This is a genomic window from Streptomyces sp. NPDC006193, assembly GCF_040613915.1.
GTDB lineage: Bacteria > Actinomycetota > Actinomycetes > Streptomycetales > Streptomycetaceae > Streptomyces.
On sequence record NZ_JBEXTB010000012.1, the window covers coordinates 116917 to 141107 of the forward strand.

The 24191-nt window shown below is 74.3% G+C and carries 21 protein-coding genes; 10 read left to right on the forward strand and 11 right to left on the reverse strand.

Annotated features, from left to right (window positions below; all coding sequences use genetic code 11):
• Window positions 1-28: 28 nt before the first annotated feature.
• A complete protein-coding gene (locus tag ABZ261_RS14505) occupies window positions 29-1312 on the reverse strand; it encodes an inorganic phosphate transporter (protein WP_356858931.1) in 1284 nt (427 codons plus the stop codon).
• Between the two features lie 148 nt (window positions 1313-1460).
• Between ABZ261_RS14505 and ABZ261_RS14510 the strand changes: the two genes are divergently transcribed.
• The 3 genes from ABZ261_RS14510 (at window position 1461) to ABZ261_RS14520 (ending at window position 5206) form a co-directional block, all read left to right on the forward strand.
• Window positions 1461-2198: a class II aldolase/adducin family protein gene (locus ABZ261_RS14510; protein ID WP_356858933.1), complete on the forward strand. Its 738-nt coding sequence runs from the start codon at window positions 1461-1463 to the stop codon at window positions 2196-2198.
• 280 nt (window positions 2199-2478) lie between these two features.
• On the forward strand, window positions 2479-3606 hold the full coding sequence (locus ABZ261_RS14515) for an alpha/beta fold hydrolase (protein ID WP_356858935.1): 1128 nt from the start codon (window positions 2479-2481) through the stop codon (window positions 3604-3606).
• 181 nt (window positions 3607-3787) lie between these two features.
• Window positions 3788-5206, forward strand: a complete 1419-nt coding sequence (locus ABZ261_RS14520; protein WP_356858937.1) for a hypothetical protein — start codon at window positions 3788-3790, stop codon at window positions 5204-5206.
• A gap of 16 nt (window positions 5207-5222) precedes the next feature.
• Here the strand turns inward: ABZ261_RS14520 and ABZ261_RS14525 are convergent, their stop codons facing one another.
• On the reverse strand, window positions 5223-5636 hold the full coding sequence (locus ABZ261_RS14525) for a VOC family protein (RefSeq protein WP_356858939.1): 414 nt from the start codon (window positions 5634-5636) through the stop codon (window positions 5223-5225).
• A gap of 357 nt (window positions 5637-5993) precedes the next feature.
• Between ABZ261_RS14525 and ABZ261_RS14530 the strand changes: the two genes are divergently transcribed.
• The 4 genes from ABZ261_RS14530 to ABZ261_RS14545 all read left to right on the forward strand — a co-directional run bounded on the left by ABZ261_RS14530 (window position 5994) and on the right by ABZ261_RS14545 (window position 10097).
• Complete coding sequence (locus ABZ261_RS14530; protein ID WP_356858941.1) at window positions 5994-6890, forward strand: hypothetical protein; 897 nt, start codon at window positions 5994-5996, stop codon at window positions 6888-6890.
• A gap of 130 nt (window positions 6891-7020) precedes the next feature.
• A complete protein-coding gene (gene abc-f / locus ABZ261_RS14535; RefSeq protein WP_356858943.1) occupies window positions 7021-8619 on the forward strand; it encodes a ribosomal protection-like ABC-F family protein in 1599 nt (532 codons plus the stop codon).
• Between the two features lie 335 nt (window positions 8620-8954).
• Entirely contained in the window at window positions 8955-9176 is a 222-nt protein-coding gene (locus tag ABZ261_RS14540) for a helix-turn-helix domain-containing protein (protein ID WP_004002281.1), read from the forward strand.
• Window positions 9177-9293: 117 nt separating this feature from the next.
• Window positions 9294-10097 carry an enoyl-CoA hydratase/isomerase family protein gene (locus tag ABZ261_RS14545; RefSeq protein ID WP_356858945.1) on the forward strand — a complete coding sequence of 268 codons (804 nt, stop codon included), beginning with the start codon at window positions 9294-9296 and terminating at the stop codon, window positions 10095-10097.
• 301 nt (window positions 10098-10398) lie between these two features.
• On the opposite strand, the gene ABZ261_RS14550 is transcribed toward ABZ261_RS14545, so the two are convergent.
• The 8 genes from ABZ261_RS14550 to ABZ261_RS14585 form a co-directional block, all read right to left on the reverse strand.
• Entirely contained in the window at window positions 10399-11154 is a 756-nt protein-coding gene (locus tag ABZ261_RS14550) for an SDR family oxidoreductase (RefSeq protein ID WP_356858947.1), read from the reverse strand.
• A 5-nt stretch (window positions 11155-11159) separates the two neighbouring features.
• Window positions 11160-12944: a glycoside hydrolase family 15 protein gene (locus tag ABZ261_RS14555; RefSeq protein WP_356858949.1), complete on the reverse strand. Its 1785-nt coding sequence runs from the start codon at window positions 12942-12944 to the stop codon at window positions 11160-11162.
• Window positions 12945-13023: 79 nt separating this feature from the next.
• Window positions 13024-13821: an SURF1 family protein gene (locus ABZ261_RS14560; protein ID WP_356858951.1), complete on the reverse strand. Its 798-nt coding sequence runs from the start codon at window positions 13819-13821 to the stop codon at window positions 13024-13026.
• 49 nt (window positions 13822-13870) lie between these two features.
• Window positions 13871-14104 (reverse strand): hypothetical protein, encoded by a 234-nt coding sequence (locus tag ABZ261_RS14565; protein WP_356858953.1) that lies wholly within the window; start codon window positions 14102-14104, stop codon window positions 13871-13873.
• A 158-nt stretch (window positions 14105-14262) separates the two neighbouring features.
• Window positions 14263-15246, reverse strand: coding sequence for a DEDDh family exonuclease (locus tag ABZ261_RS14570; RefSeq protein ID WP_356858955.1), 984 nt, complete (start codon window positions 15244-15246; stop codon window positions 14263-14265).
• Between the two features lie 395 nt (window positions 15247-15641).
• Window positions 15642-17018 (reverse strand): CoA transferase, encoded by a 1377-nt coding sequence (locus tag ABZ261_RS14575; RefSeq protein WP_356858957.1) that lies wholly within the window; start codon window positions 17016-17018, stop codon window positions 15642-15644.
• An 84-nt stretch (window positions 17019-17102) separates the two neighbouring features.
• Window positions 17103-18617 carry a S8 family serine peptidase gene (locus tag ABZ261_RS14580; protein WP_356858958.1) on the reverse strand — a complete coding sequence of 505 codons (1515 nt, stop codon included), beginning with the start codon at window positions 18615-18617 and terminating at the stop codon, window positions 17103-17105.
• Window positions 18618-18747: 130 nt separating this feature from the next.
• The gene (locus ABZ261_RS14585) at window positions 18748-20274 is read right to left on the reverse strand and encodes a S8 family serine peptidase (protein ID WP_356858959.1); all 1527 of its coding nucleotides are present in this window, start codon (window positions 20272-20274) and stop codon (window positions 18748-18750) included.
• A 310-nt stretch (window positions 20275-20584) separates the two neighbouring features.
• Here ABZ261_RS14585 and ABZ261_RS14590 point away from each other — a divergent pair, with 310 nt between their 5' ends.
• From ABZ261_RS14590 to moaA, 3 genes are all read left to right on the forward strand, one after another.
• On the forward strand, window positions 20585-20941 hold the full coding sequence (locus ABZ261_RS14590; RefSeq protein WP_356858961.1) for a DUF485 domain-containing protein: 357 nt from the start codon (window positions 20585-20587) through the stop codon (window positions 20939-20941).
• On the forward strand, window positions 20938-22563 hold the full coding sequence (locus tag ABZ261_RS14595; protein ID WP_356858962.1) for a cation acetate symporter: 1626 nt from the start codon (window positions 20938-20940) through the stop codon (window positions 22561-22563). Before ABZ261_RS14590 ends, ABZ261_RS14595 begins: the two co-directional genes overlap by 4 nt.
• Before the next feature lie 169 nt (window positions 22564-22732).
• A complete protein-coding gene (moaA, locus tag ABZ261_RS14600; protein WP_356858964.1) occupies window positions 22733-23722 on the forward strand; it encodes a GTP 3',8-cyclase MoaA in 990 nt (329 codons plus the stop codon).
• Here the strand turns inward: moaA and ABZ261_RS14605 are convergent.
• Window positions 23719-23937 carry a hypothetical protein gene (locus ABZ261_RS14605; RefSeq protein WP_356858966.1) on the reverse strand — a complete coding sequence of 73 codons (219 nt, stop codon included), beginning with the start codon at window positions 23935-23937 and terminating at the stop codon, window positions 23719-23721. The genes moaA and ABZ261_RS14605 overlap by 4 nt on opposite strands.
• Between the last annotated feature and the right edge of the window lie 254 nt (window positions 23938-24191).

A 24191-nucleotide genomic window follows, 5' to 3' on the forward strand; every position in this document is an offset into this window, starting at 1 on the left:
TGCTTCCTTCGGTAACCGGTGCTCGTGATCAGACGGTGGCGGCCGGCGGCACGGCCGGGGCCGCGGCGGCCGCGGGCTCGGCGGGACCGGTGGCCTGCTGCGGGAAGGAGACCTCCAGGTCGGCGACCGTGCCGGCCGGGGGCGGGGTGACGGCGGCGGCCGGGGGCGGGGTGACGGCGGCGATGGCGGTGGTGACCACGCCGGCCGGCTCCTCGGCCTCGACCACGTTGGTGTGGTCCACGACCTCGCGGCGGGAGATCTTCCAGATCGCGGCGCTGGCGGCGACCAGGAAGACGGCGACGGCGGCGGTGCCGGCGTCGCCCAGGCCGGTGACGGCCTCGGCGCCCGCGCCGACCACGGCGGCGGCCGGGAGGGTGAGCGCCCAGGCGACGAACATGCGGGTCGCGGTGGACCAGCGGACCACGCCGCCCTTGCGGCCGAGGCCGGCGCCCATCACCGAGCCGGAGACGACATGGGTGGTGGAGAGGGAGAAGCCGAGGTGCGAGGAGGCCAGGATGGCGGTCGCGGCGCTGGTCTGGGCGGCGAAGCCCTGGCGCGGCTCCAGGTCGGTCAGGCCCTTGCCCATGGTGCGGATGATGCGCCAGCCGCCGATGTAGGTGCCGAGCGCGATGGCCAGGCCCGCGGAGAGGATCACCCAGGTGGGAGGGTTCGAGCCGGGGGCGAGGGAACCGCCCGTGACGAGGGCGAGGGTGATGATGCCCATCGTCTTCTGGGCGTCGTTGGTGCCGTGGGCCAGGGAGACCAGGCCCGCGGAGGCGATCTGGCCGGCGCGGTAGCCCTTGCGGGTGGCCTCGCCGTCGGCGCCGCCGCCGATGCCGTAGGAGAAGCGGGTGGCCAGCAGCGAGGCGAGGCCCGCCACGACCGGCGCGGCGACCGCCGGCAGCAGCACCTTGGTGACCAGCACGTCACCGTGGACGGCGCCGAAGCCGGCGGAGGCGACGGTGGCGCCGACCAGGCCGCCCATCAGGGCGTGCGAGGAGCTGGAGGGCAGGCCCACCAGCCAGGTGAGCAGGTTCCAGAGGATCGCGCCGACCAGGGCGGCGAAGATGACCTCGGGCCGGATGCCGGTCTCGTCGACGAGACCCTTGGAGATCGTGTTGGCGACCTCCACGGAGAGGAAGGCGCCCACAAGATTGAGGGCGGCGGACATGGTCACCGCGATCTTGGGCTTCAGGGCGCCTGTGGAGATGGTGGTGGCCATCGCGTTGGCGGTGTCGTGGAAACCGTTCGTGAAATCGAACGCGAGTGCGGTTACCACCACAATCGCGAGGATCAGCGAGAAGCTTTCCATTTACCCAGGCAATCGTTCGAGGTCATTGGCATGGTGAACGTAGGCAACCTGGGTGAACGGAAGATGAACTGGGGCAGGCGCGTCGGTGTCAGTAGCGGGGTTGCGGATTCCGCTTCGCTCCCGCCGGGCCTGCTGGCAGGATCGCCGCATGGCTGAGCAGCGGCGGAACCCGGACGGCGTACAGGAACCGGCACGACCGGCACAACCGCCGGGGAAGGGAACCGAAGCGGAAGGGAAGGCGGCGGAGGACCCGGGCCGCCTGTGGGCGGAGGTCGTCGCGACGGCCCGCCGGACCGTCGCCGACGGGCTCGTCGTCGGCACCTCCGGCAACGTCTCCGCACGCCTCGACAACCTCGTGCTGGTCACCCCGACCGGCGTCCCCTACGACCGGCTCACCCCCGACGACCTCACCGGCGTCGACCTCACCGGCCGCCAGGTGCTCGGCGCCCTCGCGCCGACCAGCGAGCTGCCCATGCACCTCGCCGTCTACCGCACCACCGACGCCCGCGCCGTCGTGCACACCCACGCCGTGCACGCGACCGCCGTCTCCACCCTCGTGCCCGAGCTGCCGCCCGTCCACTACATGACCTGCGCCCTCGGCGGACCCGTCCGGGTCGCCCCCTACGCCGCCTACGGCACCGACGAGCTCGCCGGGCACATGCTCCGCGCCCTCGAGGGCCGCTCCGGCTGCCTGCTGCGCAACCACGGCACCCTCACCTACGGCGCCACCCTCGACCAGGCCTACGACCGCACCGCCCAGCTGGAGTGGATGTGCCGCGTGTGGCTGACGGCGTCCAGCGTGCCCGGCCTGACCCCGACCCTGCTGACCCAGGCACAACTGGACGAGGCCGGGGAACGCTTGAAGGGATACGGCCAACGGAGGTGACCCCTTGCCGCGCAGTCCCCGGCTCCGTCCGCTGCCCGACCCGCCGCCCGGCGCCCGCAGCCCCCTGCCCCCGCCGCTCTCCGCGCTCCGCGGCTCCCTGCCCCCGCCGCTCTCCGCGCTCCGCCGCGCCCTCGGGACGCCGCTCCGCCGCCTCGGCCGCGAGCCCGCCCGGCCGCGCCGGGGACGGCCGGCGGCGCCGCGGCCGTCCGCACCGCCCCGGCCGGCGCCCCCGGCCGCCTTCCCGCTGGCCGGGGACGGGGCCCCGCACGACACTGGAGCCGTGCGCACCGCCAGAGCGGCCCTCGCCGGGCTCACCGCCGTCCTGGCCGCCGGCACGGCCTCCGTGGCCGCCGGACGGCTCGCCAGCGACGCCGCCCTGAAGGCGCCCGCGGGCCGCCCGCTGCCCACCGAGCCCCGCCTCACCGTGCACGCCACCGCCGCCGGGCAGATCACGCTCACCCGCGACCTCGCCTCCCTGCGCCCCGGCGTCTACGGCCTCGCCGGCGACGGCTCCCACGCCGTCGTCGGCCCCGTCCTGGACGCCGCCCCGCACACCGCCGACACCGTCGTACGCCGTCTGGAACGCGTCACCCACGGCACCCTCGCCCCCGGCGACGCGGTGTGGCTCACCCCCAGCCTGTACGCCGGCGACCCGGGCTCCGCCCTCGGCCTTGACCACACCGACGTCGACGTGCCCGGCGAGCTCGGCGCCCTGCCCGCCTGGTTCGTGCCCGCCCACCGGGACACCTGGGTCATCGCCGTCCACGGCCTCGGCACCACCCGCGAGCACGCCCTGAACGTCCTGCGCTTCCTGCACGGCCGCCGCCTCCCGGTCATCGTCCTCGCCTACCGCGGCGACCCCGGCGCCCCACGCTCCCCGGACGGGCTGAACCACCTCGGCGAGAGCGAGTGGCGGGACGTCGACGCGGCGATCCGCCACGCCCTGCGCCACGGCGCCCGCCGCGTGGTCCTCCTCGGCTGGTCCACCGGCGCCACCATGGCGCTGCGCGCCGCCGAGCACTCCGCCGCCCGCGACCGCGTCGCCGGGCTCGTCCTCGACTCGCCCGTGCTCAGCTGGGAGGCCACGCTGCGCGCCCTGGCGAGGGCCCGCCGCACCCCGCCGCTGCTGCTGCCGCTCGCGGTGCGGGCCGCCCAGGGCCGGGCCGGCCTGCACACCGGCCGGGCCGCCACGGCCGCCGACCCCGCCCGGCTCCGCGTCCCCACCCTGGTCGTCCACGGCCCGGACGACCAGGTCGCCCCCTGGGAGCACTCCCGCCGGCTCGCCCGGCGCCGCGCCGACCTCGTCTCCCTGCACACCGTGCCCCACGCCCCCCACGCGGCGATGTGGAACGCGGACCCGGAGGAGTACGAGGAACGGCTGCGGCGGTTCCTGACCCCGCTGATGTGAGCACCCGGCCCCCGGACCGGCCCGCACCGGCCCGCACCGGCGCCGGCGTTCCGTTTCAAGCCGTACCACTGGCCTGATCGTGTCGGTTCGCCCGTTCCGGCACCCGGTGCGTTGGCCCCCTCCGTCGCCGCCCGTGACATTCCGTTTGGGTTTTCGGACCGTCAACCGCAAGACTGCACCCGTGACGTCCCGTATCCCGCGCGACTCCAGGCTCCGACTCGTCCGACCGCGACCCCTGGCCGCCGCCCCCAGAGCTGTGAACCAGCGGCGCCCCCGCCGGCCCGCACCCCGGCCGCCGGAGGGCACGCCCGCCCCCGCCGAACTGGCCGGAATGGCCCGCACGGTACTGGCCGGCGCGGTCCGGGTGGCCCGCTGGGCCGACGCCGCCCTCGGCCCCGGCCGCGACGCCGCCACCACCGACGGCAAGGCCGCCCTCTCCGACGCCACCGCCGAACGCGCCGCCGCGGATCTCGGCCTGAGCCCCGCCCAGGTCCGGGCCGACTGGGACACCGCCCGCCTCGCCGGGCTCGTCGAGGTGCACGGCGACAGCGCGCGCCCCGGCTGGCGCCTGCGCGCCTGGGACCGCGACGACAGCGCCGTCCTGCGCGGCTGGGTCGCCCTCTTCGACGCCTGGTCGCTCGCGTCGCCCGAACCGGACGGACACGAGCCGGCCGCCGTCGCCGAAGTGGTCTCGGCGATGCCCCAGGTGCTCTCCTTCCTCCAGCTGTCCGCCGGGCCCGTCCCGGTCGAGCAGCTGCTCGACCTGCTCCAGCAGCGGGTCACGGAACTGCGCACCGAACGCTGCGAGGTCGTCTACGAGCCCGGCCCCGGGGAGCCGGCCCCCACCCCGAGCCCGGCGGCGCCCCCGCCCGCGACCGGCGCCCCGCTCGCCCCGCTCCTCGACTGGGCGCTGCGCGCCCTCGCCTCCGTCGGCGCCCTCACCTACGGCGACGGCCAGGCCACCCTGACCCCGCTGGGCAGCTGGGCGGTATGGGTCAAGCTGGAGCAGATCTGCGTGGCCGCGCAGAGCCCCGCCGGCAACATCGAGCAGTCCGCGGAGGACATGCTCCGCGGCTGCGCCCAGCTGCGCCCCAACGCGGCCCGCGCCGAGTACCGCGCCTGGCTCGCCGCCCGCCCCGTCGGCAGCGCCGTCGCCGAGCTGATCGGCGCCGCCCGCGGCGACGACGCCCTGCTGCGCGGCCTGGCCTTCGAGGCGCTGCGCGTCGTCGGCGCCCCCGCCGAGCCCGACGTACGGGCCGTCGTCGACGAACCGGCCCTGCGGCCGTACGCCCTGCTGTGGCTCGCCGAGCACGACGGGGTCGATCCGGAGGACGCCCACGAGGTCCTCACCCGCGAGGAGGCCACCTGGCTGTGGGTGGACACCGCCGCCGCCGTCGCCGACCACGGCGAGGCGCCGATGCTGGTCCGGCACCTGGAGTCCGCGGTGCAGCCCACCGTCCCCCAGCTGCTCGACGAGGTCCGCGCCGTCGGCCACCCCCGCACGGTGCAGGTCCTGGTCGCGCTCGCCGCCGCCCACCCCGACCCGGCCCTGGCCAAGGCCGTGCGCCGGGCGGCGTTCCAGGTGCACACCGGCGGATGAGCGGGCCGGGCGCGGCTCAGACGCCGATCTCGGGGGCGTACGTGCCGAAGCTCCAGATGTTGCCCTCGACGTCCCGGGCCATGTAGTCCCGCGAGCCGTAGTCCTGGTCCGTCGGGGGCATCAGGATCTCCACCCCGTGCTCCACGGCCCGCTGGTGGTGGGCGTCCACGTCGTCCACGACGACGTACACCCCGGTGGGCCCCGCGCCCTCCATCGCCGCGTCGAAGCGGCCGCCGCGGCCCTTGGAGCCGATCATCACCGCCCCGTGCCCCTGGACCAGCTCGGCGTGCATCACCTTGCCGTCCTCCGTCTCGAACACCGACAGCTCGGTGAAGCCGAGGGCCTCGGTCAGCTGCCTGATCGCCGCCTTCGCGTCCGCGTACAGCAGCGTGGGGTAGATGCTCGGCCGTACGCCGTCCGTCCCTGCCATCGCGACCACTCCTTCGTGCGCCGGTTCCGCGTCCTCCTCCGAGTCTCCCAGCCGCCTCCGACACCGCCCCGCGAAACCACCACCGGACCCCCCGTCCGGCGGTCCCCGCCCCTGCCCGCGCCCCGCACGAAAGCTTTGGCCTCCTCCGGGTCGGGCCGGGGTTCCGGCCTCCGCGCCCCGGTCTGCACGCGGGGCCCGGACCGCGCGAGGCGCCGTGCCGCGGGGTCCCGGCGCGGGTCCTCCGAACGGGGGAGCTTGCGGACCCGCCCGCCAGGGCACCGGGCCGCCCGCTCCGGCGGTGGCTACGCTCCGCCTGATCCGGGACGGTGGACGACGGCGGAGACGGAGGGGGGCGAGGTGGCAGTCCCTGCGCACGGCCGCCGCCCGCGACGCGCCCCCGCCCCGGCGGCCACCCCCGCCGCGACCACCCCGCCCGGCTCCGTCCCCGGCGACCGGGCCCCGGAGCCCGCCCCTGCGGCGGAAGCGGCCCCCGTTCCGGGCGCCGGCCGGGCCGCCCGCACGCCCGCCGCCCCCGCCCTCCGCCGCTCCCGGCCCGGGCCCCTGCTGCGTGCCGCGGCCGGTCTTCTCGGGCTGGGTCTGGCCGCCGGGCTGCTCGGTGCGGCCCATACCCTGCGGCCCGTCCCCTACGGCGACCGGCTGCTGAGCGGCGAACCGGGGAACGGGCGTCCGGCCGCCCGGACGTGGGCCCCGCGGGTGCGGGGCGCCGCCGTGGTCGGGTACGACGCGCGCGGCGACGCGCCGCGCTGGCGGTACGCGCGCGCCGGGCGCCGCCCGGCCGCCGTGGCGCCCGTGCCCGGTGAGGTGGTCGTCCTCTGGGACGACGGGCTGCTCACCGCCACCGACGGGCGCTCGGTGCGCTGGCACCGGGCCCTTCCCGACGCGGCCGAATGGCTCCCGGCCCGGGGCGGCGCCGGCGTCCTGCGCCCCCTCGGCCGGGGCATCCTCGCGGTCGTCACCCCGCACCGCGTCACCGCCTACCGCACGGCCGACGGCGATCTGCGGTGGGTGCTGCCCGCCCGGAGCGGCTGCGCCTTCCGGCCCGGGGGCGCCGTACGGCGGGGCCCGGCCCTGCTGCTCGCCCAGCCGTGCGACCGCGCCGCCTGGACCGGGCAGCTCGTGGCCGTGGACGACCTGGGCCGGATCACCCCCGACCGCACACCCCTCGACAGCGGTCCCCCGGGGCGCGCACCCGAACGCGTGGAGCCGGAAAAACCGCTTGCCCGGCCCCGTTAGACTTGGCCCATGGCCATTCTCCTCGCGCATTAGACGGCGGGAACGCCCTCAAGCCGTCCACCCGCCGACCCGCCCCCTGGCTCACGGTTCCGTCCGAGCAGGGGGTTTCCCACCGCCCTGGAGTCTGTCCGTGATCTCCGCCTCCGGTATCGAGCTGCGCGCCGGTGCGCGCGTCCTCCTCGAGAACGCCACCTTCCGCGTCGCCAAGGGCGACCGCATCGGCCTCGTCGGCCGCAACGGCGCCGGCAAGACCACCCTCACCAAGTGCCTGGCCGGCGAGGGCATCCCGGCCGCCGGCACCATCACCCGCTCCGGCGAGGTCGGGTACCTGCCGCAGGACCCCCGCACCGGCGACCTCGACGTCCTCGCCCGCGACCGCATCCTGTCCGCGCGCGGCCTCGACGTGCTGATCCGCAAGATGCGGGAGAACGAGGAGCGCATCGCCAACGGCAAGGGCGCCACCCGCGAGAAGGCCATGCGGCAGTACGAGCGCCAGGAGACGGAGTTCCTCACCAAGGGCGGGTACGCGGCCGAGGCCGAGGCCGCCACCATCGCCGCCGCGCTGAACCTGCCCGACCGGGTGCTCGGCCAGCCCCTGCACACCCTCTCCGGCGGTCAGCGCCGCCGCATCGAGCTGGCCCGCATCCTGTTCTCCGACGCGGACACCCTGCTGCTGGACGAGCCGACCAACCACCTCGACGCGGACTCGATCATCTGGCTGCGGGACTACCTGAAGACGTACCGCGGCGGCTTCATCGTCATCTCCCACGACGTCGACCTGGTCGAGACCGTCGTCAACAAGGTGTTCTACCTGGACGCCAACCGGTCCACGATCGACATCTACAACATGGGCTGGAAGCTGTACCAGCAGCAGCGCGAGGCCGACGAGAAGCGCCGCAGGCGCGAGCGCGCCAACGCCGAGAAGAAGGCCGCCGCGCTCAACGCCCAGGCCGACAAGATGCGCGCCAAGGCCACCAAGACGGTCGCCGCGCAGAACATGGCGCGCCGGGCGGAGAAGCTGCTCGCGGGCCTGGAGGAGGCCCGGCAGTCCGACAAGGTCGCCAAGCTCCGCTTCCCGGAGCCCGCGCCCTGCGGCAAGACCCCGCTGATGGCGGAGGGCCTGTCGAAGTCGTACGGCTCGCTGGAGATCTTCACCGACGTCGACCTCGCCATCGACAAGGGCTCCCGGGTCGTCATCCTCGGCCTCAACGGCGCCGGCAAGACGACGCTGCTGCGGCTGCTGGCCGGCGTGGAGACGCCGGACACCGGCCGGGTCGTCCCCGGTCACGGCCTCAAGCTCGGCTACTACGCGCAGGAGCACGAGACCCTCGACGCCGACCGCACGGTCCTGGAGAACATGCGCTCGGCCGCGCCCGACATGGACCTGGTCGAGGTGCGCAAGGTGCTCGGCTCGTTCCTGTTCTCCGGCGACGACGTCGACAAGCCCGCCGGTGTCCTCTCCGGCGGTGAGAAGACCCGGCTGGCCCTCGCCACCCTGGTCGTCTCCTCGGCGAACGTGCTGCTCCTGGACGAGCCGACCAACAACCTGGACCCGGCCAGCCGTGAGGAGATCCTCGGGGCGCTGCGCACCTACAAGGGCGCGGTCGTCCTCGTCACCCACGACGAGGGCGCCGTCGAGGCGCTCCAGCCGGAGCGGATCATCCTGCTGCCGGACGGCGTCGAGGACCTGTGGGGCTCCGACTACGCGGATCTCGTCGCCCTGGCGTGATCGAACGCCTGATCCACTGAGTATGGATCATTCGGCCGAGCCGTGATCCACCATCTGTGTGAGATCTCCTCGTATCGGGGTGTGTCCTACACGGATTTTCCGGCCGATCCCCCGGCGACCGGGGGGTCGGCCGTCTCGCGTCCCTGACCTGGCCTTATGCGGAAGCGCCCGTTCGGACGCACCGACACCACCCCTTGGAATCGCGTGTTCCGCTTGTGCGGATCGACTCCTGTCGTCACAACGAGGTCTCACGGACCTTGCCGAATGGGTGGCCATCGGGCCCGGGAGGGGTGATCATGAGGGGACCAGAGCGCACTTCCCATGAGGAGGCACGGGTGGCCGAGACTCTGAAGAAGGGCAGCCGGGTGACCGGCGCCGCGCGCGACAAGCTCGCGGCAGACCTGAAGAAGAAGTACGACTCCGGTGCGAGCATCCGGGCGCTGGCCGAGGAGACCGGCCGCTCGTATGGCTTCGTGCACCGGATGCTGAGCGAGTCGGGCGTCACGCTGCGTGGGCGTGGCGGAGCGACCCGCGGTAAGAAGGCCGCTTCGTCCTGACGCCGGGCGGCCCATCGGCTTCGATGGTGGCCACCCGGTCGGCAGACCGACCGACCGGGTGGTTACTGTGCAGTCACTTAGCTCTGCTCTGCTGACCGCACCCATCGGAGGCGCCCCATGGCTTCGCCCGACCAGGACCTCGCACCCGCACTCGACAAGGACGGCGTACGGCTCACCGTCGACGACGCGCTCGCCACGGTGACGCTGACCAACCCGGCCAAGCGCAACGCGCAGAGCCCAGCCCTGTGGCGGGCGCTCGCCGAGGCCGGGCGGCTGCTGCCGGGCTCCGTCCGGGTCGTCGTGCTGCGCGGCGAGGGCAAGTCCTTCTCCGCCGGGCTGGACCGCCGGATGTTCACCCCGGAGGGGATCCCGGGCGAGCCGACCTTCACCGACCTCGCGCGCCGCGACGACGCCGGGGTCGACGCGACCATCGCCGCCTACCAGGAGGCGTTCACCTGGTGGCGGCGGAACGACATCGTCTCCATCGCCGCCGTCCAGGGGCACGCGATCGGCGCCGGCTTCCAGCTCGCGCTCGGCTGCGATCTCCGGGTCGTCGCCGACGACGTGCAGTTCGCCATGCGCGAGACCAGCCTCGGCCTCGTACCCGACCTGACCGGCACGCACCCGCTGGTGGGTCTCGTCGGGTACGCCCGCGCCCTGGAGATCTGCGTGACCGGGCGGTTCGTCGGGGCCGAGGAGGCGGTGTCCAGCGGGCTGGCCAACCTCGCGGTGCCCGCGGCGGAGCTCGACGCGGCCGTGCGTGACCTGGCGGCGGCGGTGCTGGCCGCGCCGCGGGACGCGGTGGTGGAGACCAAGGCGCTGCTGCGCGAGGCCGTGGACCGCACGTACGACGAGCAGCGCGCGGCGGAGCGGGCCGCCCAGGCCCGGCGGCTCCGTGACCTGGCGGGCCTGGGCGAATAGCCCCCGTCCGGCCTCGGCCGCAGTCGGTCCCCGGCCCGCGCGGACGGCCACCGGTCCGTCCGCAGCCGCCGGGGACGGTGATCGCCTGCCCGTCGCACCGTGACGGCCACCGCCGCCCGTCGCCGGACCGCGTCGGCCGGCCGCCGGCACCAGCACCTCACCCGCGGCCCGCGCTCGCCGTTGCGCCCGGGCACGCGCCGGCCGGTCCGCCGGCGCGCTCCGGGCGGGGCCGTGCGGCCCACCGGGCCGGTGCGCGTCCCGGCGGGCCGGCCACGCCGCGTCCGCGGCGCGCACCTCGCGTCTAGAACCCGTGCCGCGTCCCGCCGTCCACGGGCACCATGACCCCCGTCAGATAGGAGGCCGCCGGGGACAGCAGGAACGCCGCGACCCGCCCGAACTCCTCCGGCGCCCCGTACCTCCGCAGCGGGATCCGGGACTCGTTGGCCGTCCGGGTGGCCTCGGGGTCGGCCGACAGCGCGTCCAGCTCGCGCACCCGGTCGGTGTCGATCCGGCCCGGCAGCAGCCCCACCACCCGGATCCCGCGCGGCCCCAGCTCGTCCGCGAGGGACTTGGCGAACCCGGCGAGCCCGGGCCGCAGCCCGTTGGAGATGGTCAGCCCGGGGATCGGCTCGTACACCGAACCCGACAGCACGAACCCGATGACCCCGCCCTCCTCCAGCTCGGCCGCCGCCGCGCGGGCGACCCGCACCGCGCCGAGGAACACCGACTCGAACGCGCTGCGCCACTGCTCGTCGGTGTTGTCGGCGACGAACCCCGGCGGCGGCCCGCCCACGCTCACCAGCACCCCGTGGAAGCCGCCGAAGCGCTCGCGCGCGGTGGCGATGAGCCGCCCGGCGGCCTCGGCGTCGGCATTGTCCACGGCCACGCCCGCCGCGTTCGGGCCCAGTGCGGCGGCGGCGTCGGCGACCCGCTGCCCGTCCCGGCCGGTGACGACCACCTTCGCCCCGTCGGCGACGAGCTCGCGCGCGGCGGCGTTGCCCAGCCCGCGCGTGGCTCCGGTGACGATGTACACCCGGTCCTTCAGTCCAAGATCCATGGTGCCTATCCTGCCCGCTCGCCGCCGAACAGGGTGAGGGCGGTGTTGACCAGACCGACATGGCTGAACGCCTGCGGGAAGTTGCCCAGCTGGCAGCGGCGGACCGGGTCGTACTCCTCGGCCAGCAGCCCCACGTCGTTGCACAGGCCCACCAGCCGGTCGAACAGCTCCCGCGCCTCCTGCGTGCGGCCGGTCAGGTGCAGCGCGTCGGCCAGCCAGAACGAGCAGGCCAGGAACGCGCCCTCGCCGCCCGGCAGCCCGTCGACACTCGAGTCGTCGGTCTCGTACCGGCGCAGGAAGCCGCCGTGCCCCAGGCCGTCGCGGATCGCGTCGACCGTGCCGACGACCCGCGGGTCGTCCGGCGGCAGGAAACCGGTGCGCGGGACGAGCAGCAGCGCCGCGTCGAGCTCGCGGGAGCCGTAGGACTGGGTGAAGGTGTTGCGCTCCCGGTCGAAGCCCTTCTCGCACACCTCGCGGTGGACCTCGTCACGCAGCCGGCGCCAGCCCTCCAGGTCGCCGTGCAGGTCCGGGTGCTTCTCCAGGGTCTGCACGGCCCGGTCGGCGGCCACCCACACCATCACCTTGGAGTGCACGAAGTGGCGCCGGCCGCCGCGCACCTCCCACAGGCCCTCGTCCGGCTGCCGCCACGCCGACTCCAGGAACGTCATCAGCGAGCGCTGCAGTGCCCATATGTGCGGCTTCGCGGGCAGGCCGGCGCTGCGAGCCAGCGTCAGGGAGTCCATCACCTCGCCGTAGACGTCGAACTGGAGCTGGGCCACGGCGCCGTTGCCGATCCGCACGGGGGCGGAGCCGGCGAAGCCGGGCAGCCACGGCAGCTCGGTCTCCGGCAGCCGCCGCTCGCCCGCGACGCCGTACATGATCTGCAGGTCGGCCGGGTCGCCGGCGACCGCGCGCAGCAGCCAGTCGCGCCAGGCCTCGGCCTCCCCCTGGTAACCCGCGGCGAGCAGCGCGCCGAGGGTGAGGGTGGAGTCGCGCAGCCAGCAGTAGCGGTAGTCCCAGTTGCGCACCCCGCCCGGCTGTTCGGGCAGCGAGGTGGTCGCCGCGGCCACGATGCCGCCGGTCGGGGCGTAGGTGAGGGCCTTGAGCGTGATGAGGGAGCGCACCACCGCGTCCCGGTACGGGCCGTCGTACCGGCAGTGCCGCGCCCACCGCCGCCAGTCGGTGACGCTGCACTCCAGCGCCTCGTACGGATCGACGAGCGGCGGGCGCCGCTCGTGCGAGGGGTGCCAGGTGAGCACGAACGCGACCCGGTCGCCCTCGGCGACGGTGAACTCCGCGTGGGTGCCGTAGTCCTCGCCCCAGGTGCGCACGGGCGGCTCGGCGCGCAGCCAGACGGAGTCCGGGCCGGCGACGGCCACCCGGTGCCCGTCCACGCGGCGCACCCACGGCATGATCGAGCCGTAGTCGAAGCGGAGGCGCAGGGTGCTGCGGACGGTGACCCGGCCGCTGACGCCCTCCACGATCCGTACGACGTCGGGGGCGCGGTCGCGCTGCGGCATCAGGTCGGTCACCCGCACCGTGCCGTCGGGGGTCTCCCACTCGGTGTCGAGGACGAGCGTGTCGGACCGGTAGGCGCGGCGGGTGCAGGTGTCCGCCCCCGCGGGCGCGATCCGCCAGTGGCCGTGGTCCTCGTCGCCGAGCAGCCGGGCGAAGCAGGCGCCGGAGTCGAAGCGGGGCAGGCACAGCCAGTCGATCGAGCCGTCCCGTCCGATCAGGGCGGCGGTCTGCTCGTCCCCGATGAGGGCGTAGTCCTCGATGCGCGCGTCCACGGGATGCGGTTTCCCGGCGGATCAGGGGGCCAATCAGGCGGGGCGCCGGCGGAGTGACGCCGCCCGCGCGGCAGCCCGCTCAGACCGTGGCCGGTTCGCTCTCCTCCGGCCTGCGCTCCGCCGCGGCCTCCTCGCGGTCCCGGACCTCCCGCCGGACCAGGAACCACCAGCCGACCGGCACGGCCGCGGCGAACAGCCACCACTGGATCATGTACGCGTAGTTCAGGGGGGCGTCCTCGCGGCCCGGGTCGGAGATCTGCTCCGGGGAGCCGCCCTTCGGCTCGGGCGCCGTCTGCTCGACGTAGCCGCCGAGCACCTGCGCCCCCAGCCGGCGTGCCTCCTCGGCGCTGTCGATCAGCATGATCTGCCGGTCGGGCAGGCCCTTGACGTTCTTGATGCCGCTCGCCGCGGTCGTCTCGTCCGCCTTCAGCCGCCCGGTGATGGTGGTCCGGCCGGCCGGCGGGTCGGGGATCTCGGGGAAGGCGGTCTGCACGCCGTTCGCGGGGATCCAGCCGCGGTTGACGAGCAGCACCTTGCCGTCCGTGAGGACGAACGGGGTGAGGACGTGGAAGCCGACCTCGCCGTCGGAGCTGGTCCGGCGCCGGACCACGACCTGCCTGGCGGTGTCGAAGGTGCCGGTCGCGGTGACCGTGCGGTACTTCTCGGCACGGGTCACGGTGTGCCCGGGCGAGGTGAGCCGCTCGACCGGTACCGGCTTGGCGTGCAGCGCGGCGGAGACCAGGTCGTTGCGGGCGGTGCGCTCCTCGTACCGGTGCTGCTGCCAGAAGCCCAGCCTGATCATCGTCGGGATCAGCGCGATCGCGACGAGCGTGAGGATCACCCACTGGCGGGACAACAGGAAGCGGTAGCGGTGCACCCCACGACGGTACCTCCGGAGCGTGGGGTGCAATCAGGCGGGTACCGGGTCACACCCGGTCGACGATGCCCGTCCTCCCCTCCGCGCGGGCGCAGTGCGCGCCGCAGTACCAGTGGCCCTCGGCCTCCACGCCCTGGTTGATGATCCGCGCCTGGCAGTGCTCGCACACCGGGGCCATGCGGTGGATCGCGCAGGAGAAGCAGTCGAAGACGTGCACCGCGCCCTGCGCGTGCACCTCGAAGGTCATTCCGTAGTCGTTGCCGCACACTTCGCATGTCGCCATGCGCCACAGGGTGAGCCGTCGCCGATCCGCGGGCGAGCGGGCGCCGGGTGAGTCGTGGGGCAATCACCCGTTCGTACGATCGATGGACGGGGCCACGGGGAGCGGGGAAGGAGCCGGGCAGCGGCGGCGCAGGGGCAAGGACAGGCGCCGGGGTGCGGCTACGCGTCGGCGGGTTCCACGTCCCCCAGCAGCTGCCCGAACGCGGCCTCGTCCACGACCGGCGTGCCGTACTGCCGGGCCTTGACCGTCTTCGAGGTGCCCGAGTCGGGGTCGTTGGTCACCAGCAGGCTGGTCAGCCGGGAGATGCTGGTCGCGATGTGCAGCCCCGCCTCGACGGCGCGGTCCTCCAGCAGTTCCCGCTCGGTGGACGTGTCACCCGAAAAGGCAACCCGCATGCCCTGTTTGAGGCGTTTGCCGGGTTCGTAGCGGCCGGGGTTGGGATAGGGGCATGCGGGCCTCTTGCGGGAGGGGCGCCAACTGCCGGACCGGTGACCCCCGTAGCCGGCCCGCGCCTGCCGGGGCACGGACGGCTCCGACCACTCCGTCAGCGGCCGGCACTCCAGCAGCGGCAGCCGCACACCGCTCGCCGCCGCGGCCCGCAGGCTGGGCCGGAACGCCTCGGCCAGCACGCGTGCGTCGTCCAGCGCGTGGTGCGCCCGCTGCTGCACCACTCCGAAGTGGGCCGCCAGCGACTCCAGTCTGTGGTTGGGCAGCGGCAGTCCCAGCTGCTTCGACAGCGCGATGGTGCACAGCCGCTGCCGCACCGGCGGCGCGCTCCGCACGCGCGCGTACTCGCGTGCGATCATCTGCCAGTCGAAGGCGGCGTTGTGCGCCACGAGCACCCGGCCGTCCAGGCGGGCGGCGAACTCCTCGGCGACGTCCGCGAACAGCGGGGCGTCCGCGAGGACCTCGCTCGTCAGACCGTGTATCCACACCGGTCCCGGATCGCGCTCCGGGTTGACCAGCGTGTACCAGTGGTCCTCGACCTCGCCGCGGGCGTCCAGCCGGTAGACGGCCGCGGAGATGATCCGGTCGTCCCGGGCCAGGCCGGTGGTCTCCACGTCAACGACCGCGTATCCCTGGGGATACGCGGCCGGCCACTGGGTGGGGGAGGACACTGCGGTCGCACGGTCTTCGAGCATGGTCACTGAGGATACGGGCCACGACTGACAGCGCCGCCCCTCAGGTACCGGCCCGGAGCCCCGACTTGCCCTCCTGTCCGCCGCCGGCACACGCGCACGCGTCTCAAGGCGGCGCACGCGCGCACGAGTTGGGTGTCCGGTCGCAGGGTGCGGCCGCCCCTGGCCCGCGCCAGGTGACCGGCCGTCGACGGTTCCCGCACCTGCCTGCCGGCAGCCGGCGCCGGACCCGGCCGCACCCCCGCGGCGCCCGGCCGCGCACGCGGATCGCCGGCACGCGCTTCGGCACCACCGTTTCACCCGCACGAGCGGCGACGGCCGCTGAGGGCCCGTCGGCGGCCGGACGGGAGACGGACGGGAGACGGACGGGAGACGGACGGGAGACGGACGGGAGGCGCTCACCGCCAGCGTGCCGGGTCCGTGCCCCACGGCCCCGGGGGCCGGGTCCAGGCGGTGGGGCCGCCGGCGAACGACACCGCGGGGCGGGCGTGCCGCAGCCGGCCGAGGGAGCTGTCCGTCTCGGCCACCCAGGCGTCCGGACCCGTGTACGGCGCGCCCTCGGCCGGGGCCGGCCGGATGCCGGTCGTCAGCCAGTGCGCGGTCCTCGCCAGCGCCGTGCGGACCAGCCGGCTCCCGCCGTCGTAGGTCTGCTCGGTCAGCGCCCGCAGCACGCCCGCCGCCAGCAGATGACCGGTGCCGTGGTCCAGGGCCTGCGCGGGCAGCGCGCCGGGCCGCTCCGCGGAGCCCTCGGCGACCGCGATGCCGGTCGCCGCCTGCACCAGGCTGTCGAAGCCGCGCCGCCCGCCCCACGGCCCGTACGCGCCCCACGCCGACACCTGCGCCACGACCAGGCCGGGCCGCCGCTCGGCCAGCGCCCGCGGAGCGAGCCCGAACCGGTCGAGCGCGCCCGGCCGGTACCCGGTCACCACGACGTCGGCCATGCGCAGCAGCGCGTCGAACGCGTCCCGGTCGGCGGCCAGGTCGAGCGTGGCGGACCGCTTGCCGAAGCCCGTGTCGGCGTGCTGGTCCGGGAGTTCGGGCAGCCGCGGGGCGTCCAGGCGCAGCACGTCCGCGCCCAGCAGGGCGAGGACGCGGGTGGCGACCGGGCCCGCCAGGACCCGGGTCAGGTCCAGGACGCGCAGCCCGGCGGCGGGCAGCAGGGATGGGGCGGCGGAGTCCGGACGCGGCAGGACGCGCGCGGGGGCCGTGTCCAGCCGTTCACGTTCGACCAGGGGCCGTGCGACCACCTCGGCGGCCTGCGGGTGCGCCCGCCACTGATCGGGGGTGCGCACCGCCACGGCGAGGCCGCCGGCACGGTGGACCGCCTCCTCGGCCTCCAGCGCCCGGCACCCGGCGAGGCGTCCGGCGAGATCGTCCGCCGACGCGCCGTCCGGCAGGCCCAGCGCACCGAGCAGCCGGGCGCGGTGGTGCGGGTAGTTGGCGTGGGTGCGCACCCAGCCGTCCGCGGTCCGCCAGAACCGGGACAGGGGGGCGAACAGGAGCGGCGCCCGCCCGTCCACCCGCAGCACCCGCTCGCTGTGGAAGGAGGCGGCGACCGCGCCGTCGTCCACCCGGACGGCGGGCGCCTCGGGAAGTCCGTACCGGCGGGCCGCCAGTTCCGCCGCGGCCAGCGCGCACACGCCGACGCAGGCCCGGGCGAGTTCCCGCACGGGAAGACGCGCGTCGAGCGCGCCCTCCCGTGCGACGGCGGTGAGCCGTGGCGAGGAAGCGGGGTCGCCGCCCAGGGCGGCCCAGGCGTCATCGATACCAGTCATGACTGTACTATGCACTATTGATCAATCAACATTGATTGAATCAATGTGCGGCAGGGTGCGGTGCGCCGTGCACGGCGCGCGGAGCTACCGGGTCACCGCGTCCAGCGCGTCGGCCGTGCCGTGGCCGTAGAAGCCGTTGCGGTTCTTCGGCCCCTCGCACACCGCGTCGGCCTTTCCGTCCCCGTCGATGTCGTACGGGTCGGTGCACGGCACGGCGTCGGCCTGCGCGTACAGCAGGGCCTTCACGGCGGCCGCCGGGGCGTGCGGATGCGTCGACTTGATCAGTGCGGCGACACCGGCGACGTGCGGGGTCGCCATGGACGTACCGGCCATGTATCCCCACGTGCCACCCGGCAGCGGCCCCAGGATCAGGCCGCTGGTCGCCGGGGGCTCCGGCTTCTGGTAGGCCGTCGAGTCGCCACCGGGCGCGGCGATGTCGATCACGCCGAGGCCGTAGTTGGAGAAGGACGACTTCACGCCCCTGGCGCCCGTCGCGGACACCGTCACCACACCCGGCAGCTGGGTCGGTATGTCGTAGCACTCGTGCGGGTCGATCACCCGGTCCGAGGGCGTGCCGTCGTTGGGGGAGACGGGGTCGGTGATCGAGTCGGACGCGAGGTCGTAGCTCTCGTTGCCCGCCGCCGCGACGTTGACCGCGCCCTTCCGCTCCGCGTACCGGGAGGCCCGGGCGACGGCGTCGACGAGCGCCTTCTGGTCCGGGTCGGCGGAGCAGTTGAAGTACCACGGGTCGGTGTAGTAGCTGTTGTTGGTGACGTCGACGTGGTGCTCGGCCGCCCAGACGAAGCCGCAGACCACGGCCTCCGTGTAGAAGTAACCGCCCGGGTCGGCGACCTTGATGCCGGCGACCTTGACGCCGGGGGCCACGCCCGTGACGCCCACTCCGTTCTTCGCCGCCGCGATCTCGCCCGCCACGTGCGTGCCGTGCGGGCTCTCCGACGCTCCCGGCCGCCAGGCGCCGTCCGTGGTGTCCGGCTTGCCCGAGACGCAGTTCGCGGACGCCCGGCGGTCGAAGTTGGGCGCGATGTCCGGGTGGGTGTCGTCGACGCCCGTGTCGATGACGGCGACCGTGACGTCCCGGCTGCCCAGGGTCTTCTCGTGCGCCTTGTCCGCCTTGATGGCGGGCAGGTCCCACTGCAGGGGTTCCAGCGGGTCCTGGCCGTCGGCGGCCCGGACGCCGGCGATCTCGTCGGCGCTCAGCGCCCTGGGCGTGCCCACGTCGGTGGTGGACTGGGCGGGCAGCGGGGCGTTGCGCGTGGCGCCCGCCGAGTCGACGCCGCGCACGGCGCGGATCCTCCGGGCGAAGCCGGGGTCGGCCGAGCGGACGACGATCACGCCGATCCGGTCGTAGGCGATCACCACCGAGCCCCCGGCCCGGGCGATCGCCTGCTGGACGCGGGCCGAGGCGGCGTGCCCCGGGCTGACGTTGACGACGTAGCTGAGCACGGGCCCGTCGGCGGCGGCCGCGGGGGCGTCGCCGGCGGCGGACGCGGTGGTGCCGGGCAGGAGGGCGAGGGCCGTCGCCAGGGCCATCCCGGCGGGCAGGGCGAGGATGCGGCGGCGCGGCGTGGGCGCTGTCATGGGTCGGTTCTCTCCAGTTCGTTCGCGGTACGACGGGCGTGCGGTGCGTGCGGGCGGTGCGGTGCGGTACGGGCGGTGCGGGCGCGCGGTGCGGTGCGGGCGGGCGCAGGTGAGGTGCCGTGGCCTTCGGCTACCGGACGGCTCGCAGGGCGTCGACGACGCCGGCGCCGTAGAAGCCGTTGACGTGCTCGCCGCCGGCGCAGGTGGCGTCCACGACGCCGTCGCCGTCGCCGTCGTAGGGCCCGGCCGGGCAGCCCGGGTTGTCCGCCTGCGCCTTCAGCAGGGCCCGCAGCTGCGCCGGAGTGGCGTGCGGGTGGGCCGACTTGAGCAGCGCGGCCACCGCGGCCACGTGCGGGGAGGCCATCGACGTGCCCTGCAGGAAGCCGTACTGGTCGTTCGGCAGGGTCGACAGGATGCGGCCGTTCTTCGACGGCGTGTCCGGGATCTGGTACTTGTCGCCGCCCGGCCCGGCCACATCGACGACGCCCCGGCCGTAGCTGGAGTAGTACGCCTTGACGCCCTTCACGCCGGTGGCGCTCACGGTCACCACGCCGGGCAGCTGGGTCGGCACGTCGAAGCACGCGTGCGGGTCGACCGTGCGGGTGCGCGCCGTCGAGTCGTCGGGGCTGGAGTCGTCCACCAGCGCGTCCGCGTCGAGGTCGTCGTTGGAGTTGCCCGCGGAGGCGACGTTGAGGGTGCCCTTGCGCTGGGCGTACGCCTGGGCCCTGTCGACCGCCTCCACGATGGCCCGCTGATCGGGGTCGTCCAGGCAGTTGTACAGCCAGGGATCGACGTAGTAGCTGTTGTTGGTGATCTCGATGCCGTGGTCCGCGGCGAACACGAACGCGCAGACCACGCTCTCCGGGTAGAACAGCGACTTCTCGTCCGGCTGCGCCACGGTGATGCTCGCGACCTTCACCCCCGGTGCCACACCGGCCACGCCCGTGCCGTTGCGGGCCGCGGCTATCTCACCGGCCACATGGGTGCCGTGGTAGTGGTCGGCGTCCGCCGGCCGCCAGGCCCCGTAGGCGGTGTCCGCCCGGCCGCTCACGCAGCTCGCCGACTGCGCCGCCGAGAAGTTCGGGGCGATGTCCGGGTGGGTGTCGTCGACCCCCGTGTCGATCACCCCGACGGTCACGCTCCGGCTGCCCGGATCGATCTTCGCCGCCCGGTCGGCGCCGATCGCCCGCAGGTCCCACTGGTCCGCCTCCAGCGGCTCCTCGCCCGCCGCCGCGGACCGGGCGAGCCGCGCCTGCTCGGCGCGGGACAGCACCTGCACCGCGCCCTCGTAGGTCGTCCCCGCCGCGCTGAGCGGCGCCGTGCGGGTGGCGCCCGCCGAGACGACCCCGCGGACCGCGCGCATCCGCGCGCCGAAGTCCGGGTTCGCGGAGTGGACGACGAGGACGCCGATCCGGTCGTAACCGGCCACGACGGTGCCGCCGTTGCGGGCGATCTCGCGCCGCACGGCCGCGTTCGTGCGGTGGCCGCCGCGGGTGTTGACCACGTAGGCCAGGTCCGGGCCGTCCGCCGCCCGCGCCACCGTGCCGGCGCCGGGCGCCGCCGAGGCCGCCGCCGGGAGGAGGCCGAGCGAGGCGGTCAGCGACAGCACGGCCGGAACGGCGAGCGCGAGCCGGCGTCTGGAGCGCAGGTGTGCCATGGGTTCTCCACATCATCGGGACACGGGACCGCCCGGGACACCGGGTGGTGCTCGGGCAGGTACATGACGAGTGGTGCAGGCCGAAGCTATCTGCCGCGCCCGATCTCCGGAAGGGCACGGCGCACTCGCCGGGAAAGAACCCGACCGGCGTGAACCGCTCCGCGCACGGCGCCGTGACCGTGGACAGGGGGCCCGGCAGGAACGGACCTCCCGGGGAAATCACGTACGGCAGCCGGAATCTGACTCGCGGTAACGTGATCCCTGCCCTGTGAGATCAGCAACGCGCACATCCGTCGCACGAGGAGACTCCGTGGCCGCCGATACATCGCCCCCCGCGAACCCAGAGGCCCTACTTCCCTCCACCGAGGAGTTCACCGAGGTGCAGCAGAGCGCGGAGTTCGGCGAACTGCGCCGCTCCCACCGCTCCTTCACCTTCCCGCTGACCATCGCCTTCATCGTCTGGTACCTGCTGTACGTCCTGCTGTCCAACTACGCGGGCGGCTTCATGGGCACCGAGGTGGCCGGCAACGTCAACGTGGCCCTCGTCCTGGGCCTCGCCCAGTTCCTCACCACGTTCCTGATCGCCTGGTGGTACGCGCGGCACGCCGCCGCCCGGCTCGACCCCCGGGCCGAGGCCATCAAGTCCCGGATGGAGGGCGGACGATGACTGCCGCACCGCACGTCCTGCTGGCCGCCGGCGAGGCGAGCGAGCACCGCACGCTGATCGTCACCCTGTTCGCGGTGTTCGTCGCCGCGACCCTCGTCATCACCGTCTGGGCGGGCCGGCAGACCAAGGACGCCGCCGACTTCTACGCCGGCGGACGGCAGTTCACCGGCTTCCAGAACGGGCTCGCCGTGTCCGGCGACTACATGTCCGCCGCGTCCTTCCTGGGCATCGCCGGCGCCATCGCCCTGTTCGGCTACGACGGCTTCCTGTACTCCATCGGCTTCCTCGTCGCCTGGCTCGTCGCCCTGCTCCTGGTCGCCGAGCCGCTGCGCAACTCCGGCCGCTACACGATGGGCGACGTGCTGGCCTACCGGATGCGCCAGCGCCCCGTCCGCACGGCCGCCGGCGCCTCCACCATCGTCGTGTCGATCTTCTACCTGCTCGCCCAGATGGCCGGCGCCGGCGTCCTCGTCTCGCTCCTGCTCGGCATCACCAGCGACAGCGGCAAGATCGGCATCGTCGCCCTGGTCGGCCTCCTGATGATCGTGTACGTCACCATCGGCGGCATGAAGGGCACCACCTGGGTGCAGATGGTCAAGGCGGTGCTGCTCATCGCCGGCGCCCTGCTGCTGACCTTCCTGGTCCTGCTGAAGTTCCACTTCGACGTGTCCGACCTGCTCGGCAAGGCCGCCGACAACAGCGGCAAGGGCAGCGCCTTCCTGGAGCCGGGCCTGAAGTACGGCGCCACGGGCACCACCAAGCTGGACTTCCTCTCGCTCGGCATCGCCCTGGTCCTCGGCACCGCCGGCCTGCCGCACATCCTGATCCGCTTCTACACGGTCCCCACCGCCAAGGCCGCCCGCACCTCCGTCATCTGGGCGATCGGCCTGATCGGCGCCTTCTACCTGATGACCCTCGCCCTCGGCTTCGGCGCCGCCGCACTGATCCGACCCGACGAGATCATCGCCTCCAACAAGTCGGGCAACACCGCGGCGCCGCTGCTGGCCCTGCATCTGGGCGGCACCGACTCCACCTGGGGAGCCGTCCTGCTCGCCAGCATCTCGGCGGTCGCCTTCGCCACCATCCTCGCGGTCGTCGCCGGCCTCACCCTCGCGTCGTCGTCGTCCTTCGCGCACGACATCTACGCCAACGTCATCAAGAGGGGCGGGGCCACCGAGAAACAGGAGATCCGCGCGGCGCGGTGGGCGACCGTCGGCATCGGCGCCGTCTCGATCCTGCTCGGCGCCCTGGCCCGCGACCTGAACGTGGCCGGCCTGGTGGCCCTCGCCTTCGCGGTCGCCGCCTCCGCCAACCTGCCGACCATCCTCTACAGCCTGTTCTGGAAGCGGTTCACCACCTCGGGCGCCCTGTGGTCGATCTACGGCGGCCTGGTCACCGCGGTCGGCCTGGTGCTGTTCTCGCCGGTGGTCTCCGGCAAGCCCACCTCGATGTTCCCGCACACCGACTTCCACTGGTTCCCGCTGGAGAACCCCGGCATCATCTCCATCCCGGTCGGCTTCCTGCTCGGCGCCGTCGGGACGCTGCTGTCGAAGGAGGTCCCGGACGCCGGCAAGTACGCGGAACTGGAGGTGCGGTCCCTGACCGGCACCGGAGCGCACTGAGGGGGCGCACCGACGGCCGCGCCGCCCCGGACCGCACGGCCGGGCGGCGCGGCCGCGGCGTCCCTCACGTCATCGGGCCTCTGTCGTTGTCAGCGGCGTCACGTAGGCTCGCAAGTGACGGCGGACGTGCAGCCGACGGAGAACGAGTGACGAGAGGGAGGGGGCCCACGTGCTCATCGACACCTACGGCCGGGTGGCCACCGACCTGAGGGTCTCGCTGACCGACCGGTGCAATCTGCGCTGCACCTACTGCATGCCCGAGGAGGGTCTGCAGTGGCTGGCCAAGCCCGACCTGCTCACCGACGACGAGATCGTCCGGCTGATCGGCATCGCCGTGCGGACGCTCGGCATCCAGGAGGTCCGCTTCACCGGGGGCGAGCCCCTGCTGCGACCCGGCCTGGTCGGCATCGTCGAGCGCGTCGCGGCGCTGGCCCCGCGCCCGCAGACGTCCCTCACCACCAACGGCATCGGCCTCAAGCGCACGGCTGCCGCCCTGAAGGCAGCGGGACTCGACCGGGTCAACGTCTCCCTGGACACCCTCCGCCCGGACGTCTTCAAGGCCCTCACCCGCCGCGACCGCCACAAGGACGTGCTGGAGGGCCTGGACGCCGCCCGCGCGGCGGGCCTGACCCCCGTCAAGGTCAACTCGGTGCTGATGCCCGGTCTGAACGACGACGAGGCCCCGGACCTGCTCGCCTGGGCCGTGGAGCACGACTACGAACTGCGCTTCATCGAGCAGATGCCGCTGGACGCCCAGCACGGCTGGAAGCGCGAGGGCATGGTCACCGCCGGGGACGTCCTCGCCTCCCTGCGCACCCGCTTCGACCTCACCCCCGAGGGCGCGGCCGAGCGCGGCTCGGCGCCGGCCGAGCGCTGGCTGGTGGACGGCGGCCCGCACCGGGTGGGCGTGATCGCCTCGGTCACCCGCCCGTTCTGCGCGGCCTGCGACCGCACCCGGCTGACCGCCGACGGCCAGATACGGAACTGCCTGTTCGCCACCGAGGAGACCGACCTGCGCACGGCCCTCCGCTCGGGCGCGCCGGACGAGGAGATCGCCCGCATCTGGCGCCTGGCCATGTGGGGCAAGAAGGCGGGAGCAGGTCTCGACGACCCGACGTTCGTCCAGCCGGACCGGCCCATGTCGGCGATCGGCGGCTAGGCCCCCTCGGGCGCCTGCCACTGCGCGAACGCCACGACGTCCTTCAGGAACCCGCGCACCCCGAGGAACTGCGACAGATGCTCGCGGTGCTCGTCGCAGGCGAGCCACGTCTTGCGGCGCTCCGGTGCGTGGATCTTGGGGTTGTTCCACGCCAGCACCCACACGGCGTCGGCACGGCAGCCCTTGGCGGAGCAGATCGGGGTCTCGTCACTCACGGGGATTCGTCTCGGGGTTCGTCTCGGGGTTCGTCTCAGGGGTTCGTCTCGGAAGTCGTCTCACGCCGAAAACGGCGCAGACATGGCGACGCCGAGCAGCCACGGGGGGAGCTGCCCGGCGTCGGTCCGTCGCTCCGACGGGGGATGCGGAGCGCGTACGCAGTATGTCACGGGCACCCCACCGCCCGGCACCGGAAGCGCAGGATTGATCTGAGCTTTTCCTGAGCTTGCCGCACGGTTCGATTCCGCTTCTC

What these genes read in the sequence shown, in the direction of transcription:
- ABZ261_RS14505 (WP_356858931.1), bottom strand. Translation starts at nt 1,312, where the DNA reads ATGGAAAGCTTCTCGCTGATCCTCGCGATTGTGGTGGTAACCGCACTC.
- ABZ261_RS14510 (WP_356858933.1), top strand. Translation starts at nt 1,461, where the DNA reads ATGGCTGAGCAGCGGCGGAACCCGGACGGCGTACAGGAACCGGCACGA.
- ABZ261_RS14525 (WP_356858939.1), bottom strand. Translation starts at nt 5,636, where the DNA reads ATGGCAGGGACGGACGGCGTACGGCCGAGCATCTACCCCACGCTGCTG.
- ABZ261_RS14545 (WP_356858945.1), top strand. Translation starts at nt 9,294, where the DNA reads ATGGCTTCGCCCGACCAGGACCTCGCACCCGCACTCGACAAGGACGGC.
- ABZ261_RS14550 (WP_356858947.1), bottom strand. Translation starts at nt 11,154, where the DNA reads ATGGATCTTGGACTGAAGGACCGGGTGTACATCGTCACCGGAGCCACG.
- ABZ261_RS14565 (WP_356858953.1), bottom strand. Translation starts at nt 14,104, where the DNA reads ATGGCGACATGCGAAGTGTGCGGCAACGACTACGGAATGACCTTCGAG.
- ABZ261_RS14570 (WP_356858955.1), bottom strand. Translation starts at nt 15,246, where the DNA reads ATGCTCGAAGACCGTGCGACCGCAGTGTCCTCCCCCACCCAGTGGCCG.
- ABZ261_RS14575 (WP_356858957.1), bottom strand. Translation starts at nt 17,018, where the DNA reads ATGACTGGTATCGATGACGCCTGGGCCGCCCTGGGCGGCGACCCCGCT.
- ABZ261_RS14580 (WP_356858958.1), bottom strand. Translation starts at nt 18,617, where the DNA reads ATGACAGCGCCCACGCCGCGCCGCCGCATCCTCGCCCTGCCCGCCGGG.
- ABZ261_RS14585 (WP_356858959.1), bottom strand. Translation starts at nt 20,274, where the DNA reads ATGGCACACCTGCGCTCCAGACGCCGGCTCGCGCTCGCCGTTCCGGCC.
- ABZ261_RS14595 (WP_356858962.1), top strand. Translation starts at nt 20,938, where the DNA reads ATGACTGCCGCACCGCACGTCCTGCTGGCCGCCGGCGAGGCGAGCGAG.